The organism is Acidocella aminolytica 101 = DSM 11237 (assembly GCF_900129125.1).
GTDB lineage: Bacteria > Pseudomonadota > Alphaproteobacteria > Acetobacterales > Acetobacteraceae > Acidocella > Acidocella aminolytica.
Window position 1 is genome coordinate 1 of record NZ_FQVJ01000059.1, and the last position, 15,228, is coordinate 15,228.

Annotated in this window: 12 protein-coding genes and 3 pseudogenes; 10 read left to right on the plus strand and 5 right to left on the minus strand. The window is 56.9% G+C overall.

Going from position 1 to position 15,228, the window contains the following annotated elements; genetic code table 11:
• Window positions 1-267 (plus strand): transposase (locus BUB54_RS18560; protein WP_139285002.1); only part of this gene is annotated, 267 nt, incomplete at its 5' end.
• Between the two features lie 56 nt (window positions 268-323).
• Here the strand turns inward: BUB54_RS18560 and BUB54_RS21015 are convergent.
• The 3 genes and pseudogenes from BUB54_RS21015 to BUB54_RS18570 form a co-directional block, all read right to left on the minus strand.
• Window positions 324-482: pseudogene (locus BUB54_RS21015) on the minus strand (IS5/IS1182 family transposase); the annotation flags it as partial.
• Window positions 456-1,686 (minus strand): annotated as a pseudogene (gene hsdR / locus BUB54_RS21665) (EcoAI/FtnUII family type I restriction enzme subunit R); the annotation flags it as partial. The pseudogenes BUB54_RS21015 and hsdR, both read right to left, overlap by 27 nt.
• Complete coding sequence (locus BUB54_RS18570) at window positions 1,683-1,880, minus strand: helix-turn-helix domain-containing protein (RefSeq protein WP_048879819.1); 198 nt, start codon at window positions 1,878-1,880, stop codon at window positions 1,683-1,685. The pseudogene hsdR and the gene BUB54_RS18570, both read right to left, overlap by 4 nt.
• A 281-nt stretch (window positions 1,881-2,161) precedes the next feature.
• Between BUB54_RS18570 and BUB54_RS18575 the strand changes: the two genes are divergently transcribed.
• The 9 genes and pseudogenes from BUB54_RS18575 (at window position 2,162) to BUB54_RS18620 (ending at window position 14,016) form a co-directional block, all read left to right on the plus strand.
• Window positions 2,162-2,956 (plus strand): type IV toxin-antitoxin system AbiEi family antitoxin domain-containing protein, encoded by a 795-nt coding sequence (locus tag BUB54_RS18575; protein WP_048879820.1) that lies wholly within the window; start codon window positions 2,162-2,164, stop codon window positions 2,954-2,956.
• A gap of 66 nt (window positions 2,957-3,022) precedes the next feature.
• Window positions 3,023-3,949 carry a nucleotidyl transferase AbiEii/AbiGii toxin family protein gene (locus tag BUB54_RS18580; RefSeq protein WP_199444726.1) on the plus strand — a complete coding sequence of 309 codons (927 nt, stop codon included), beginning with the start codon at window positions 3,023-3,025 and terminating at the stop codon, window positions 3,947-3,949.
• A gap of 834 nt (window positions 3,950-4,783) precedes the next feature.
• Window positions 4,784-5,536: an ImuA family protein gene (locus BUB54_RS18585; protein WP_048879822.1), complete on the plus strand. Its 753-nt coding sequence runs from the start codon at window positions 4,784-4,786 to the stop codon at window positions 5,534-5,536.
• Window positions 5,451-6,974: a Y-family DNA polymerase gene (locus BUB54_RS18590; RefSeq protein ID WP_048879823.1), complete on the plus strand. Its 1,524-nt coding sequence runs from the start codon at window positions 5,451-5,453 to the stop codon at window positions 6,972-6,974. Before BUB54_RS18585 ends, BUB54_RS18590 begins: the two co-directional genes overlap by 86 nt.
• Window positions 6,971-10,234, plus strand: a complete 3,264-nt coding sequence (locus BUB54_RS18595; protein ID WP_048879824.1) for an error-prone DNA polymerase — start codon at window positions 6,971-6,973, stop codon at window positions 10,232-10,234. Before BUB54_RS18590 ends, BUB54_RS18595 begins: the two co-directional genes overlap by 4 nt.
• 113 nt (window positions 10,235-10,347) lie before the next feature.
• Window positions 10,348-10,873: pseudogene (locus BUB54_RS18600) on the plus strand (transposase); the annotation flags it as partial.
• Complete coding sequence (locus BUB54_RS22220) at window positions 10,842-11,171, plus strand: zinc ribbon domain-containing protein (protein ID WP_082075739.1); 330 nt, start codon at window positions 10,842-10,844, stop codon at window positions 11,169-11,171. The pseudogene BUB54_RS18600 and the gene BUB54_RS22220, both read left to right, overlap by 32 nt.
• Before the next feature lie 305 nt (window positions 11,172-11,476).
• The gene (nagA, locus tag BUB54_RS18615; protein ID WP_048879825.1) at window positions 11,477-13,483 is read left to right on the plus strand and encodes an N-acetylglucosamine-6-phosphate deacetylase; all 2,007 of its coding nucleotides are present in this window, start codon (window positions 11,477-11,479) and stop codon (window positions 13,481-13,483) included.
• 20 nt (window positions 13,484-13,503) lie between these two features.
• Window positions 13,504-14,016, plus strand: a complete 513-nt coding sequence (locus tag BUB54_RS18620) for a hypothetical protein (RefSeq protein ID WP_048879826.1) — start codon at window positions 13,504-13,506, stop codon at window positions 14,014-14,016.
• A 32-nt stretch (window positions 14,017-14,048) separates the two neighbouring features.
• Here BUB54_RS18620 and lhgO read toward each other — a convergent pair whose 3' ends face one another.
• Window positions 14,049-14,639: an L-2-hydroxyglutarate oxidase gene (gene lhgO, locus BUB54_RS18625; RefSeq protein WP_217652552.1), complete on the minus strand. Its 591-nt coding sequence runs from the start codon at window positions 14,637-14,639 to the stop codon at window positions 14,049-14,051.
• Between the two features lie 45 nt (window positions 14,640-14,684).
• A partial coding sequence (locus BUB54_RS18630; protein ID WP_139285004.1) for an RNA-guided endonuclease InsQ/TnpB family protein occupies window positions 14,685-15,228 on the minus strand: 544 nt, incomplete at its 5' end.

A 15,228-nucleotide genomic window follows, 5' to 3' on the forward strand; every position in this document is an offset into this window, starting at 1 on the left:
CGCCGGGCATGGGCGGAAGTGATCCCGTTTTTTGCCTTCAGCGCGGCGATCAGAAAAATCATCTATACGACAAATGCCGTGGAATCCCTGAACCGGGTATTGCGCAAAACGCTCAAAACCAAGGGGGCATTCCCAACAGAGGATGCCGCGACAAAGCTGATTTTCCTGGCCATCCGAAATTTCGAAAAAGGCGGACGCACGGTGAAAGAATGGGTTGCGGCCCGCAATCAACTGGCCATAATGTTTGAAGGGCGCTTCAACGCCTGAAACTATCTGATAACCGCATGGGCCAGATCAGATACACAGAGTTTCAGACACTCCCCACGATCTTCGGCAATTGCCGCGTCCAGATCATCCCAGTAATCGGCACGGGATTTGGCTATCACGGCCTTGTCGTACCGGTTCTTGTTGGCATTGGCCTTCAGATGCGTGCTGTCGGTGTACAGCACCGTACCATCCACCAGCCCATGCGCGATGGCCTGCGTGCGGGCGCGCAAGGCGATGGCCCGCTCAAAATCCTTGGTCTGATATTCATCATCGGGGATGGTACGGCCATAGCGATCCACCTCGTCCCTGCTGGGCCGCCCCAGCCGGCGGCATCCCATTGAGTGATGACGCGATGAACGCGATAGGGCGCAAGAAAGCCGTCGTCGATGCCTTGGCGCAGGCTGTATTCGTAGATCGGGTTGCCGAAATATAGATAGGTGTCGCGGTTATCTTCGCGCAGCGATGTCGCCGTCATGCCGAGCTGATAGGCAGGCTTGAAATGCTCAAGGATGACGCGCCACGAACTATTGTCTCGCGCGCTGCCCCGATGGCATTCATCGACGATGATGAGGTCAAAGAAATCCGGCGGATAGTCCCGGAAAAGCCCCGCGCGGCGCTCCTCCTCTGCCAGCGCCTAATAGATGGCAAAATACATCTCCCGGCTCTTAATGATCTCGCCGGATTCGATCTTGTGGCGCGCGTCGCCAAAAGGGGTGAATGTCTTATCCTTTGGGTCGTCAATGAGGATGTTGCGATCCGCAAGGAAGAGGATGCGCGGCTTGCGGTGTTCGCCGGTCTTGTTCCAGCGGCTCGACCAGAGCTTCCAGCAAATCTGGAAGGCAACGATGGTTTTGCCCGTTCCTGTCGCCATCGTGAGCAGCAGACGTTTTTTGCCGGCGAGGATGGCTTCGACCGTCCGGTTGATGGCAATCTGCTGGTAGTATCTCGGCGGCTTACCGCCTACGGTGTTGTATGGGGCGATGAGATGGTTCGCGCTATCAGGCGAGTTGATTCCACTGCCCGCCTGATAGCACTGCCACAGGTCGTCGGGCGTAGGAAAATCGGCAACGCGCGTTTCCGTCCCCTTGAAATAGTCGATCTCGATAATCTCAGCGCCGTTGGTGGCGTAGGCGTATTTGAGACCGAGGATTTCCGCATAATTACGTGCCTGCTGCACAGCATCTGTCACGGATTTGTAGCTGGCCTTTGCCTCGACCACAGCGAGAGGGAAATCTCGCGTATACCGCAATAGGTATCCACTCGCTTAGGCGGCTTACGTACGAAGCCTTTACCCACGGGAATGACGCGCCCATCCGTGATGGTGCGCTGTTCGGCGATGGAATGGGGCTAGTTATCCCAACCGGCAGATTGCAGTTTGGGCACGACGAACTTGCGGCATGTATCGGCTTCGTTCGTCATGCTCCGTCGTTGTCCTTTTGCTTCTCTTCTACTTTGCGCTTTATCCAGTTTGCGATTTCTTGCCGCTCGAAGCGCCACGATCCGCCGACCTTGAAGCCTGGAATCTCGCCCGCCAAGGCGAGTTTGTAGGCGGTCTTCTCGTTGATCTTAAGAAGCTCAGCTACCTCCCGAATCGTCAGGATTTCGTTGGTCATGCGCCCGCCATGAGTTGCACTTGGCGAAGTGCATAGAAGATTAGAGAAAATACGAGAACATAGCGGTGATCAATTTTGGCGTGTGAATCGTCAAAAAGCTGATTGTGGCACTGCCAAGGAACACAACGGGATGGTGGTGTTTATAGTGTAGAAAAACCATATATAAAATATATCTTTATAGGATTTTAACGAACCATGCTTATTCGGAAGGTTACTTTGTAGTTGAAAAGGAAATATAAAATATATATCTTTTATGCATCATAAATAACCAACTTGGTCCGATGAGCCGTCCTAAATCCACACCTTTTTTCAGCGCCACACCGGTTTTCACGCGCGCCGAATACGCGCAGGCCGTTGGCCGTTCGCCTCACGATAAAACCCTCACCGTGATGCTCGATCAGCATTTGCGGGCCGGCAATATCCGCCGCGTCGCTCGCGGCGTATTCGCTTCCGTGCCTAAACATGCGGATGCACGCCAATGGGTCGTCGACCGTTTTCTTGCCGCCTCCCGGCTGCGCAGCGACGGCGTGATCGCCTATCATTCGGCGCTCGAACTTCTGGGCTGCGCTTACAGCGACGGGCATGAAGTTCAGATTATCGCATCCGGCAAGCCGGGCCTGATGGAAACAGCAGATTTGGCCTGCCGCTTCGTCAAGCCGCCTCGCGGTTTCACGCCGCCCGATGCTGTGACCACTGTCGATCGGCTGGGACAAAACGTGCAAGTCACGACCATCGAGCGGACCATTGCCGATTGCTTCGACCGCTTTGAGCTTGCCGGAGGCTGCGAGGAGCTGTTCAACTCGCTTGACCTCGTCGCGCGTCTCGATGCGGTGGCGATCATGCGCCATATTCGCGGGCTTCACAACGCCGCCGCCGCCGGGGCTTTGGGATTTTGGCTGGAGCGCGAGCGGACAAGGTTGGCTGTGCCCGCCGCAGCACTCGACGATCTCCGGACGTTGGCGCCACGCCAAAAGCGATACGCGCTGGGCGCGAAGCCAGGCGATGGACGTTTCGTCAAGGGATGGAACGTCATCCTTCCCACCGATGCCGTCGAACGCCGCTACGAGGGACTATAGATGCCTGCGCCTTCATCTCAAACGCTCCAGCGTCTCGCTCAAAGCACCGGTCACCAGGCGGGAACATTGGAAAAGGTTCTCCGCCTCCTCGATCTGCTCCAGGAGATAGCAGGCGATCCCCTACTATCCGGACGACTCGCCCTCAAAGGCGGGACGGCGCTCAATGTTTTTCATCTGGGGCTAGACCGCCTGTCGGTCGACATTGATCTCAATTACATCGGCGCGCTCGACCGCGCGGAAATGGAAGCCAACCGTCCGGCAATCGACGCCGCCATTGACCGCCTGCTCGTTTCCCAAGGCTACAGCATTCGGCGCCGTCCGGAAGAACATGCGGGCGGCAAATGGATCGCGCGCTATGCTTCCGCGCTCGGTGGCAGCGCCGCCCTTGAAATTGACGTGAATTACATGGCGCGACAGCCGCTTTTTGGCGCAGCGATGATGGATTCGATGAAGCTTGCGGAATTGCAGGCCAAGAACGTGCTCGTCCTCGACCCTCATGAAATTGTCGCAGGCAAGTTGGTCGCACTCTTCGACCGACATGCCGCGCGCGACCTCTTCGACGCCCGGAGAATTCTCTCGATTGAAGGTCTCGACTGGAGCCGGATTAAGGCCGCCGTCCTCGCTATCGGCGCCACGGGACGCCGGGATTGGCGGGCCGTGTCCATCGAGTCCATCAAAGGCGATCCGCAGGAACTTCGCCAAAAACTGGCGATTTGCCTGCCGCACGGCTATTTCGCGGGTGCGGGCAAGGTGGACGCCTGGATCGCGGAAACCATAGCGTTATGCCGCGAACGGCTTGGCTTTCTGTTTGACCTGACCGCTGGCGAGCAGGAGTTTCTCGACCGTATTTTGGACAAGGGCGAAGTTAACGCCACCCTGCTGAATGTCGATGCAGAGCTTGCCCGGCGCATCGAGGCCATGCCGATGCTGGCCTGGAAATGCCAGCATGTCAGGAAAATGTACGGTCTTGGCGAACCCCAGCCCGCGTCTTGAAGGCAAGGCTTCATCCCACTCCATGCCCACGATCTGGTTGCCATCCGTTCTATCGAGTGCCGCCCGCCTTCGCGGCGGCACGGCGAGCGCCGGCCCGCCCCACGGGCGCCGGCGGGCAAAAGCGGCCCTTGCCCCAGGGGGCCGCTGGTTCTCAGGAACCAAGTACCCACTTATCGCGCCTGTGGACAGTGCAGCCGAACCGGGAGACCTTCTTATATAAGTGCATTCCCAGCCGTCATTCAGAAGGAACCCCCGCCAAGGCGGGAGGAAAAAGTGCGTTTTAGACACAGTTTTGGACACATAGAAAAATAGACACACTAAAAAATACAATAAAATCAATATACTTATAAAATACGTTACGGACTCATTCTCTAACCGTGCGCCCATCTTTTCCAATTGGACGCCACCAAACTGAACCAGATCGCGACCTGCTGCTCAGCCCCCACTTCGGCGATGTAAAGCCCCCCAACCTGCCCCCAACGCGTATTCTTCGTGATCACAGACAACGACCAACTCGACAAAGATTAGCTGAAACTGGCCGTCTCGCTTTCCCATATGGCCTCGACCAGTGGGGCAATCTGCTGACGCTCACTCCGGAACGCCCCTACCCTAGCCTGAACATCGGAGCCTACAAGCCTTAGAAGGATAGACATAGTAAAAGAAAAGTTTTTGCATAATAAGCCGCCCTGCCCCCTCAGCACAATGACTTATCGCCCGAAGCTCAATTTAACCCGCAGCGTCATAAACTGCAGGCCGCAACACTTGGCTTGACTCTCTTGAAGAGAAAGAACAAAAAGAGAACAAACTTTACTCAAACACACGGATTAAACTGCCTTGCGGCCTAAACCCGCCATTGAAGAGTTGCGCGCCGAGATTCAGCGGATTGAAGCCCGGAACCGACAGCCTGTTAAGGTTTTGCCCTTCGGGATACCCGAGCTCGACGCCCGGCTGCCGGCTGGTGGGCTTGCGTTTGGGGCTTTGCATGAAGTTGCAGGCGGTGGGAATGGCACTGTCGATGGGGCTGCTGCTTCTCTTTTCGTAGCAGGCATCGCGGCCCGCACCAAACGCAAGATATTATGGTGTCTAAATAGGCAGGATTTGTTTGCCCCCGCATTGGCCCAGGCCGGACTAAAGCCAACGCGGGTAATCTATTTACGTGCCGATGACGACCAGACCGTTCTGGCCTGCCTCGAAGAGGGACTCCGGCATGGCGGGCTTGGAATAGCGATTGGCGAGATTGCGCGTTTATCCATGACGGCGTCGCGGCGCCTGCAATTGGCGGCCGAAGCATCTGGTACAATGGGGATCGCGCTGCGCCGGTGGCGTCGCCAAACCGATGCTTATGATTTCGGCCAGCCAACTGCTGCTGTCACGAGATGGCGTATTTCTGTTCTACCGTCCTCGCCTTTGCCTGTGCCGGGTATTGGGCGTGGACGATGGCTGGTTGAACTGGTGCGGGCACGTGCCGGAGAAAGTGCCGATTTTGAGCTGGAGGCATGTGATGGCACGGGTCATCTCAGTATTCCTGCCGACCTTCGCAACCGACAGATTTCGGCGGGCGGCGGGCGATACAGCGCCACCGCGTAAAATCCCGCTTGTGCTGGCCGGCCGGGTCGGTGCGCGACGCGTCATCGTGGCGGCTGATATGATGGCTCAACACGTTGGCCTCCGAATAGGCATGCCTATCTCCAAAGCTCAGGCACTGGTCAAAGAGCTGGTTGTAGAAAATGCTATCCCAGTTGCGGATGCCGAGGCGCTGCACCGCCTGGGGCTTTGGATCGTTCAGCGCTTTGCTCCCATCGCCGCGGTTGATCCGCCTGATGGCATCGTCATTGATTCAACTGGCGCGGACCACCTGCACGGTGGCGAGCAAGCATTGGCGGAATTACTCGTCTCGAAGCTGGAGACCGTTGGGTTACACGCGACAGTAGCAATTGCCGATACATGGGGCGCGGCGCATGCGCTGGCACGTTTCAGCAGCAGACGAATCTTCATATCACACCCAAGTTGCGCGGAAGACGACATTCAAGCTCTCCCCATCGCCGCCTTGCGTTTGCCGCATACAATTGTTGATGGGTTGCATAAGCTAGGGTTCGAACATGTGGGGGAGCTATTCAGCCAACCTCGTGCGCCCTTAGCATTACGGTTTGGCCCGGAAGTCGCCCGACGCCTGGACGCGGCTTGCGGCCGGCTCGCTGAACCAATCGAAGCCCTCCGCGCTACTGATGCAATTGAAGTCAGCCGCGCTTTCGCTGAACCGATTGGAGCCGCAGAAACCATAACTCGCTATATTGGCAAGTTGGTCGTCAAACTATGCGACATCATGGAAAAGTCGGGGGTGGGAGCAAGGAAGCTAGATCTGATTTGTCATCGGGTAGACGGCAACGCCCAGGCGGTTCGGGTCGGAACCGCCTTGCCCTTGCGCGATACAAAGCGAATGACCAAGCTACTTTGCGATAAGATTGAGACGATAGACCCTGGCTTTGGCATTGAGCAGATGAGTCTGACAGCATCTGCCGTCGACCCTGATATGCCCCGACAGATGGCTTCCTGTTTGATTGAGGAATCTGAACCAGATATCTCCCACCTCGTCGATTTATTATCTAATCGGGTCGGCGAGCAAAACCTCTACCGCATTGCACCTGTAGCAAGTGATGTGCCGGAACGCTCTGTCCGACGGGTTGCCCCTCTTGCACCAGAAGAAGAGGCATCGTGGCCGGAAGGCTGGCCACGACCGGCGCGTCTTCTGCCGCGTCCAGAGCCTATTGAAACGATGGCACTGTTGCCTGACCATCCACCGGTCTCTTTTACTTGGCGTGGTGTGCGTCGACGGGTCAAGCGCGCTGACGGGCCAGAGCGTGTTTTCGGAGAATGGTGGAAGCGTGATCCCGAATTATCCGCGGTCCGCGATTATTTCCGCGTCGAAGATGAAACGGGCGAACGCTACTGGGTGTTTCGTTCAGGCGATGGCGAAGATCCACTGACGGGCTCCCACTGCTGGTTTCTGCATGGAGTTTTTGGATGAGCCCACCACGCTATGCCGAGTTGCAAGTCACCAGTCATTTCTCTTTTCTGCGCGGCGCTTCCTCGTGTGAGGAATTATTTGAAGTGGCAACCGCCATGGGTATTGAAGCTCTCGGCATCGTTGACCGCAACTCGCTAGCCGGCATTGTCCGGGCACATGAGGCCGCCAAAGCAACCGGTATTCGACTGATTGTCGGGTGTCGTCTAGACCTGAGGGGCGGACCGTCGCTGCTCGTCTATCCAACTGACCGAGCAGCCTATTCAAGATTATGCCGGTTACTGTCGCTTGGCAAAAGGCGAGGGGGAAAAGGCAAATGCGAACTGAGTTGGCTTGACCTGGTTGCCTATAATGAAGGGCTTCTGGCCGTGCTCGTGCCTGATAAAGCGGACGATGAATGCGCCCTGTATCTGCGCCGAATGCGGGAAGTCTTTGGCAACCGAGCCTATATGGCACTTACCCTACGCCGGCGCCCTAATGACCAGTTGCGCTTGCATGAGTTAGCTAATCTCTGCGCTGTGCATCAGGTCCGAAGCGTTGTTACCAATGATGTGCTCTTCCATATTCCAGCAAAACGTATCCTCCAGGATGTGATCACAAGCATCAGACATAATGTCACTATCGATGAATTGGGATATCGCCGCGAGCGTCATGCGGACCGATATTTGAAGCCACCTGAGGAAATGCAGCGGCTGTTTACGCGGTATCCCGAGGCTTTGGCCCGTTCGATTGAGATTATGGAACGCTGTACATTCAGCTTGGATGAGCTGACCTATCAATATCCCGAGGAACGGCTCGACCAAGCGTTAACTCCGCAGCAGACTCTGGAAAAGCTTACATGGGAGGGGGCAGCCTGGCGCTATCCGGAAGGTATACCGGAAGAGACACGCGCAACCTTACTGCATGAGCTAAGGCTGATTGATAAGCTAAAATACGCGCCCTATTTCTTAACAGTTCATTCCATCGTACGATTTGCCCGGTCAAAAGACATTCTTTGCCAAGGGCGAGGGTCCGCAGCTAACTCTGCTGTCTGCTACGTTCTCGGCATCACATCCATTGATCCCGCCCGTAATGATTTACTGTTCGAGCGCTTCATCTCAGAGGAACGCCACGAGCCGCCAGACATTGATGTCGACTTCGAGCATGAACGTCGTGAAATCGTCATGCAATGGATTTTTGACAGCTATGGCCGGGACCATGCCGCACTTTGTTCGACTGTCATCCGCTACCGCACTAAGGGCGCCATCCGCGATGTAGGCAAGGCACTGGGGCTGCCTGAAGATCTGATTACCATTCTCTCCTCGCAAGTGTGGGGCTGGTCAAAGGAAGGCATCGATGAAGCACAGTTGAAGCGGCTTAACCTGAACCTGTCTGACCGGCGGCTGAAAATGACATTAGATATTGCCAACGAGCTTATTGGTGCCCCACGGCATCTTTCGCAACATCCCGGAGGATTTGTACTCACCAATGATCGGCTGGATGACCTCGTGCCTATCGAGCCAGCTGCGATGGAGAACCGGCAGGTTATCGAGTGGGACAAAGATGACATCGATAGTCTCAAATTCATGAAGGTTGATGTGCTGGCGCTTGGCATGCTGACCTGTATGAAACGCGCTTTTGACTTACTGCTTGCGCATAAGGCTATCGGGCTCGACCTCGCCAACGTACCAGCCGAAGACCCTCGGACTTATGCAATGATACGGAAGGCCGACACCGTGGGTACCTTCCAAATCGAAAGCCGGGCGCAAATGTCGATGCTGCCGAGAATGAAGCCTCGTACCTTTTACGATTTGGTTGTTCAGGTCGCTATTGTACGCCCAGGGCCAATCCAGGGAGATATGGTGCATCCATATCTCCGTCGCCGCGAAGGGTTAGAACCGATTGAGTTCCCCACACCAGAGCTGGAACAGGTACTTGGCAAGACACTAGGCATACCGCTTTTCCAAGAGCAGGCCATGCGTGTGGCTATCGTTTGCGCTGGGTTTACGCCTGGTGAAGCCGATCAACTACGCAAAAGTATGGCGACCTTCAAATTCAGCGGGGGGGTCTCAAAATTCCGAGATAAACTCGTGGATGGCATGGTCGCAAATGGTTATGCGCGCGACTATGCCGAAAGGACCTTCAGACAGTTGGAAGGCTTCGGTTCCTATGGTTTTCCTGAAAGCCATGCTGCTTCGTTCGCTCTTATTGCCTACGCTTCTTCGTGGATTAAGTGTTGGCATCCAGACGTGTTCTGTGCTGCTCTTCTCAACAGCCAACCTATGGGTTTTTACGCCCCTGCCCAGATTGTCCGTGACGCACAGCAGCATGGGGTCGAAATTCGTCCAACGTGCATCAATGCCAGCAGGTGGGACTGTACCCTAGAGCCAACCAGCGATGAAGCACGCTTTGCAGTACGGCTGGGACTGCGAATGATCAGGGGAGTGGCTAATATCCACGCAGCCAAGATTATCGCGGCACGAACCGAAAAGCTTTTCGAGTCGGTGGATGATATGTGGCAACGTACCGGTATTCCTTCCACCGCTCTAGTGCGGCTGGCAGAGGCGGACGCCTTCAGACCCAGTCTGGGTCTGGCGCGACGAGAAGCGCTATGGGCGATTACGGCGCTGCGAGATGAACCGCTTGCGCTGTTTGCTGCAGCGGCGGCACGTGACCAAAAGGCCGTCGACGAAGTGGTCGAACCAGTTGTGATGCTAAAATCGATGCCTAATGGACGTGAGGTAATAGAGGATTACAGTCATGTCGGTCTAACCCTACGCAGCCATCCCATGTCATTCCTACGGGATGGGCTATCAAGACGCCATATAGCGACATGCCAAATGGCCACTGAAGCCAGAAACGGCAAACGCCTTGAGGTTGCCGGATTAGTCCTGGTCAGACAACGGCCTGGTAGCGCCAAAGGTGTCATGTTTATCACCATCGAAGACGAAACCGGCATAGCTAACTTGGTCATCTGGCCAGCCATTTTTGAGCAATATCGGCCTATTGTCATGAGCGCCACAACGATTGCGGTCCAAGGGTTTGTCCAGCGTGAAGGTGAAGTCGTACATTTTATTGTCGGGAGGATAGCGGATTTATCATCTGAACTAGCCACAATCGCTCTGTCTGACACCGCGATACCGGCACAGCAAAGACGGTGGGATAAAGCTTCTCCGGAAAAAGAAAGCGGCTTGAGGAGTGCCACAGCGCCAAAACCAAGCAGCACTTATATTCCTGACCAGCATATCAATAAGCTAAGATTCAAAAGTCGAAACTTCCACTGATGCTTATCAAGGATATTAACCCGGATTTCCCAGATGGCTTCGCGATTTCGTGACATCCTACCAATGATTTGGCATAAAAACCAAGGAGATGATGTCGATTTCGAAGGGCTGCCATGGAGATGGGTGAAATGGCATCGGCTGATCTTCGGGTCGCTTTTGACCGCCGCCTGAAGCTGGAGTTCCATGGCCCGAAGGTCACCTCCGACGCCGGTTTACTTGCCTTCCAGGAACTGGACGATGCCCTTGGCCTCACAGAGATGGCTGGGCAGCTGCTGACCGGCAGCCGAACCGGCAAGAACAACCGCCACACCCTGACGGCACAGTTTCGCCAATCGGTGTTTAGCCGGCTTGCTGAGTACGAGGATGTCAACGACGACGACCGCCTTGGCCATGATCCGGCGATGCGCTGGATCATCGGTGGCCGAGCGGTGATGAAGGAAGCAGCATCAGCCAGCCAGATGGAGCGGTTCGAAACCGAAGAGCTTGACCGGCAAGACCAACCTCACCGCTTTGGCAGAGCTATCTGGACAATGGATCGATGCGGTTCATGCCCACCGCCCAACCAATACCGTGGTGCTGGACATGGACAGCAGCGTCAGCCCCACCCATGGCGAACAGGAAGGCACCGCCTACAACGGTGAGCAAGACATGTTCTTGCTGCGGTTTGGTCAAAGCCGAACTGGCGCTGTCACAGCGGATTTTCAAATGCGAAGATTATGGATTTGAGGCCGGGCGCGATCTTAACGCCGCCCGGAACCTTGAAAACATGGCCGCGAGCTTCGCGGTGTCAGCCTGTGGAAAGGAACGCTCTGGCGCGGTGCGCAAGCCCCCGCGTGAAACGAGTCTTGATGAAGCAGCAACCGGACAGCAAAATTGCCGCATAGCTTTAATCAGCTATGGTAAGGTATGCGTGGGTTTCGGAAAGCGGCGTCCATGAGGTACAAAAGCACTCGTATCACACGAGAGGCTTATTGCCGCCACGCCTTGTCGGCGGCAAATTCCGTACTGGTCTGAGCGCATACGAGCCCCCTCACTACAGATCAAAAAATCGAAAACGAGCAATCCTCCGCGACGAAGTACTCTACAAACGGCCGTCCCTCAGCAGCAAGGCTGCCACTTGGGTTGAAGAAAAATGCTTCCGTTCAATACGTTAAGGCATATTTGTGTTATGTCCCCTTGCCTTCGCACGGCCTCGGCCGCAGAAGTGGAAACGTTGCCCAGCTTACAGCCCGGATTGTCTGAATGAGGATTTTTGCCCAGCGCCTGTTCGATGGTGTGCGCTTCATTGGCCCTAGTACAGTTGAGATCACGGCGAGCCGCATTACCGCCATTATGCCAGGAGAGGCTAGCCCAGACCTTCATCTTGCCCACGGTGTGCTAGGGCCGGGTCTGATTGACCTGCATAATAATGGCGCCTTCGGCGTGGATTGCGCGAACGCCACGCCGGATGAGTGGGATCTGTATGTGGAAAAGCTGGCGGCACGCGGTGTGACCAGCGTTCTGCCAACCATTATCACCCAACCTTTGCCGGATATTGCCCTGGCCGCCGCGCGGCTGCAAGCAGCCATGCAACGCCATCCGGCACTGCTGGGACTGCATCTAGAAGGCCCGTTCCTGGCTCCCGCCAAACGCGGCGCCCATCGAGAAGACTGGCTGCGCCTCCCAGATGAAGCTGCCCTGAATGAGCTTCTAGACGGCCCCGCGGCTCAAGTGCTGCGCATAGTGACACTAGCCCCGGAGCTGCCATACGCAATGTCCGCCATTGCCCGTCTAACCCGCGCGGGCATCACCGTCTCACTCGGCCATACAGCAGCGGACGCGACACAGATGCGCGCCGGCGCACAGGCCGGAGCGGGACTGGTCACGCATCTATTTAATGCACAATCCCCACTCGGGCACCGCGCCCCTGGCGCGCCAGGCGTGGCCCTTACAGATCCACGCCTTGCTCCCTGCGTGATTGTGGATGGGGTGCATGTCGACCCAGCCATACTCCATATCGCCTTTAGCGCCTGCCCGCGCGCCATTGCGGTGACGGACTCTATCGCCCTCGCCGGGCTGGAATCAGGCGCCACGCTGACTTTTGGCGGTGAGGCAGCCACGTTGGGGCCCGACGGTGTAGGCCATAGGGCAGATGGAACCATCGCCGGGGCTACTATCACGCTGGACGAAGGTGTGCGCCGACTAATTGGGTTCGGAATCTCTCCTGAGATAGCAATAGCCGCAGCCACATCCCGCCCCGCCGCCGCTCTGGGCCTAAACGCCGGACGTATCGCCGTCGGCGCGCAGGCAGATCTCGTCTGGTGGTCCGATGATTTCCATGCACAGCAAGTCTGGTGCGCAGGCGTCTCAGCGCCCAAGACAGCGCCACGCGGCACGGAAGCCCCTCGCGCGGAACTGCAGGATATGGAGGCGCGCGGTACGGAAGAAATCGTAAGGCTCTTCCTGTGTCAGGAAGAAACTGCCCAGCGCGCCCTGCAGGCCGCGGCCCCTGCCCTTGCAATGCTGATTGACGGGGTGGCCGCACGACTGGCGGGTGGCGGACGGCTTTTTTATGCCGGGGCGGGCACATCCGGGCGGCTTGGACTTCTGGATGCGGTGGAGTGCCGACCGACATTCGGCGTCGAGCCTGGATTGATCGTGCCTTTGCTGGCAGGCGGGCCTGGGGCTTTCATCCAGGCCGCTGAGGGCGCCGAGGACGACGAAGCTGCCGCCCGCGCCGCCTTGGACGAGCACGGTTTCAATGCCCAGGATGCGCTGGTTGGGATTGCAGCCTCCGGCAGCACGCCCTTTACCCTGGCCGCTTTACGCCATGCGGCCGGACTGGGCGGCCTGACAGGCGCGATCGTGAATAATGTTGGATCAGCCATGGCGAAGACAGCAGAGGTCGCAGTGGAAATCATTTCCGGCCCGGAGATTATCGCAGGTTCTACCCGACTTTCCGCCGGGTCCACGGAAAAGATCGCGCTCAACACCCTCTCCTCCGCCGTGATGATCCGACTGGGCAAAACTTACGGCCCATTCATGGTGGATATGCGGGCCAGTAACGCCAAGCTGCGCCGCCGCGCGCTACGCATGGTCATGGCTCTCACCGGGGTGGATGAACCAAAGGCAAGCCTTGAACTGGAAGCCTGCGAGATGCATGTTAAAGTGGCAGTGCTGGCCATCAGACTTGGCCTAACGCCCGAAGCAGCACGGGCAAGGCTGGCGGCAGCAGGCGGCTCGCTTCGGCGGGCGTTGGGCGAAGCGTGAGGTCTGACAGGAAGAAGAATTTGGCCGGGAATATCATCGGTTTGGCGCGAAAGGCAGATGATTTCATCATCGACCGGGTGTTGCAGCCCGGCGTCGATCGGCTTGGATGGTGGTTCGGCCTCCCCCTTTTCACCCTGGCACGGCTTTGCACCGGAGCTGGCACTCTGGCCGGGCTCCTTTGGGTGCGACTGTTCGACCGTCCCTATTCCGTAAACTTCTTCGAGGATATGCTGTGTCTCGGTATCATGGCCGGGGCGGCCTATCTTCAGATTAATGCCCAGCAGGCGAATACGCCGCGCCGGGGACATATCGCACCCGCAGTACGGCTCTCCGGCTTGCTCTGGCGTACGCTCTGGTTGCTGGATCTGGTGCTGTTTCCCACCCAATGGCCACTGGAATCCCACGCTCAGTTGATCAGCAATTTCGTCTGGACGCTGCTTCTGGTGTTGCCCTACTGGCTGATTTGCTGCCACGAGGCGCCGCCCCCAGAAGTTCGGCGTGAACTCCGCTTCGCCACTATCCCGGTGCGGTAAAATCTGGCTGACCAAGCGGCTTTGTCATTTCTTCATGCGACACCCAAAACCTCAGCCGCAATCATCTTGCCGATTGGTAGCGAAGATGTTGCCGCCGGTGATGGCGCGTTGCAAACATAGACGCCCCTCGCGGTTTTCTTGATCAGAAAATCATGCACTAGCGTCCCGTCACGCATGACAGCCTGAGCGCGAATCCCGGCCTCCTGCGGCAGCAAATCTTCAAGATTCAGCTCCGGGCAGTATTTCCGGCACATTTCCAAATAGCCGCGCTTGAAGATCGAGTTACGCATCTCCGTCAAACCGGATTTGAGATTAGCCTGGATCACTTTCCAAAATCCCGGAAAACGCAGCATCTCTTGAACATCCCGCGCCGAGATCGAGAATTTGTTGTATTTTTCGCGTGCAAAACCAAGAACCGCATTTGGACCAACCGTGATACCACCATCAATCATGCGCGTCAGATGAATCCCCAGAAACGGCAGTTCAGGGTCCGGAATGGGATAGATCAGGCTCTTTACAATATCCCTATGGCTGGCGGGCAGGCGGTAATACTCCCCTCGGAACGGCACGATCTGAAAATCCACACTTAGCCCACCCAGCTTGGCAATCCTGTCAGACTGCAACCCGTTATCCGAAACCTACGCATACCTGCCCCTAGCTGATTAAAGCTACTCAGCAGCCATGCTGTTCGGTTCCTGCTTCACCGGGGACCGTTTCACGCGGTTCTTGCGAGCCGCGCCAGCGCGTTCCTCTCCACAGGCTGCCACCGCGCAACTCGCGGCCAGATGTTCAAGATTGCGGGCGGCGTTGAGGTCACGGGCGGCCTCATAGCCGCACGCGTCGCAACGGTATGTTCTCTGCGACAGAGCCAGTTCGGTCTTGACCGAACCGCAGCAAGAGCATGTCTTGCTTGATGGAAACCAGCGGTCTGCGACCACGACGGTTGCGCCGTAAAGTCGCGCTTTGTAGTCAAGCTGGCGGCGGAACTCGAAGAAGCCGCCATCCATGATCGAGCGGGCGAGGTGGCGGTTCCTCGCCATGCCCTTGACGTTCAGGCCCTCGATGCCGATGCGGCGGTAGGTCTTCGCCAGCATTGTCGTGGCCTTGTGCGTGGCATCCTTGCGGATGTTGGCAATCCGGGCGTGGAGTCTCGCCAGCTTCGCCTTTGCCTTGCGCCGGTTGGCTGAGCCTTTCTTCTTGCGCGAAAGGACG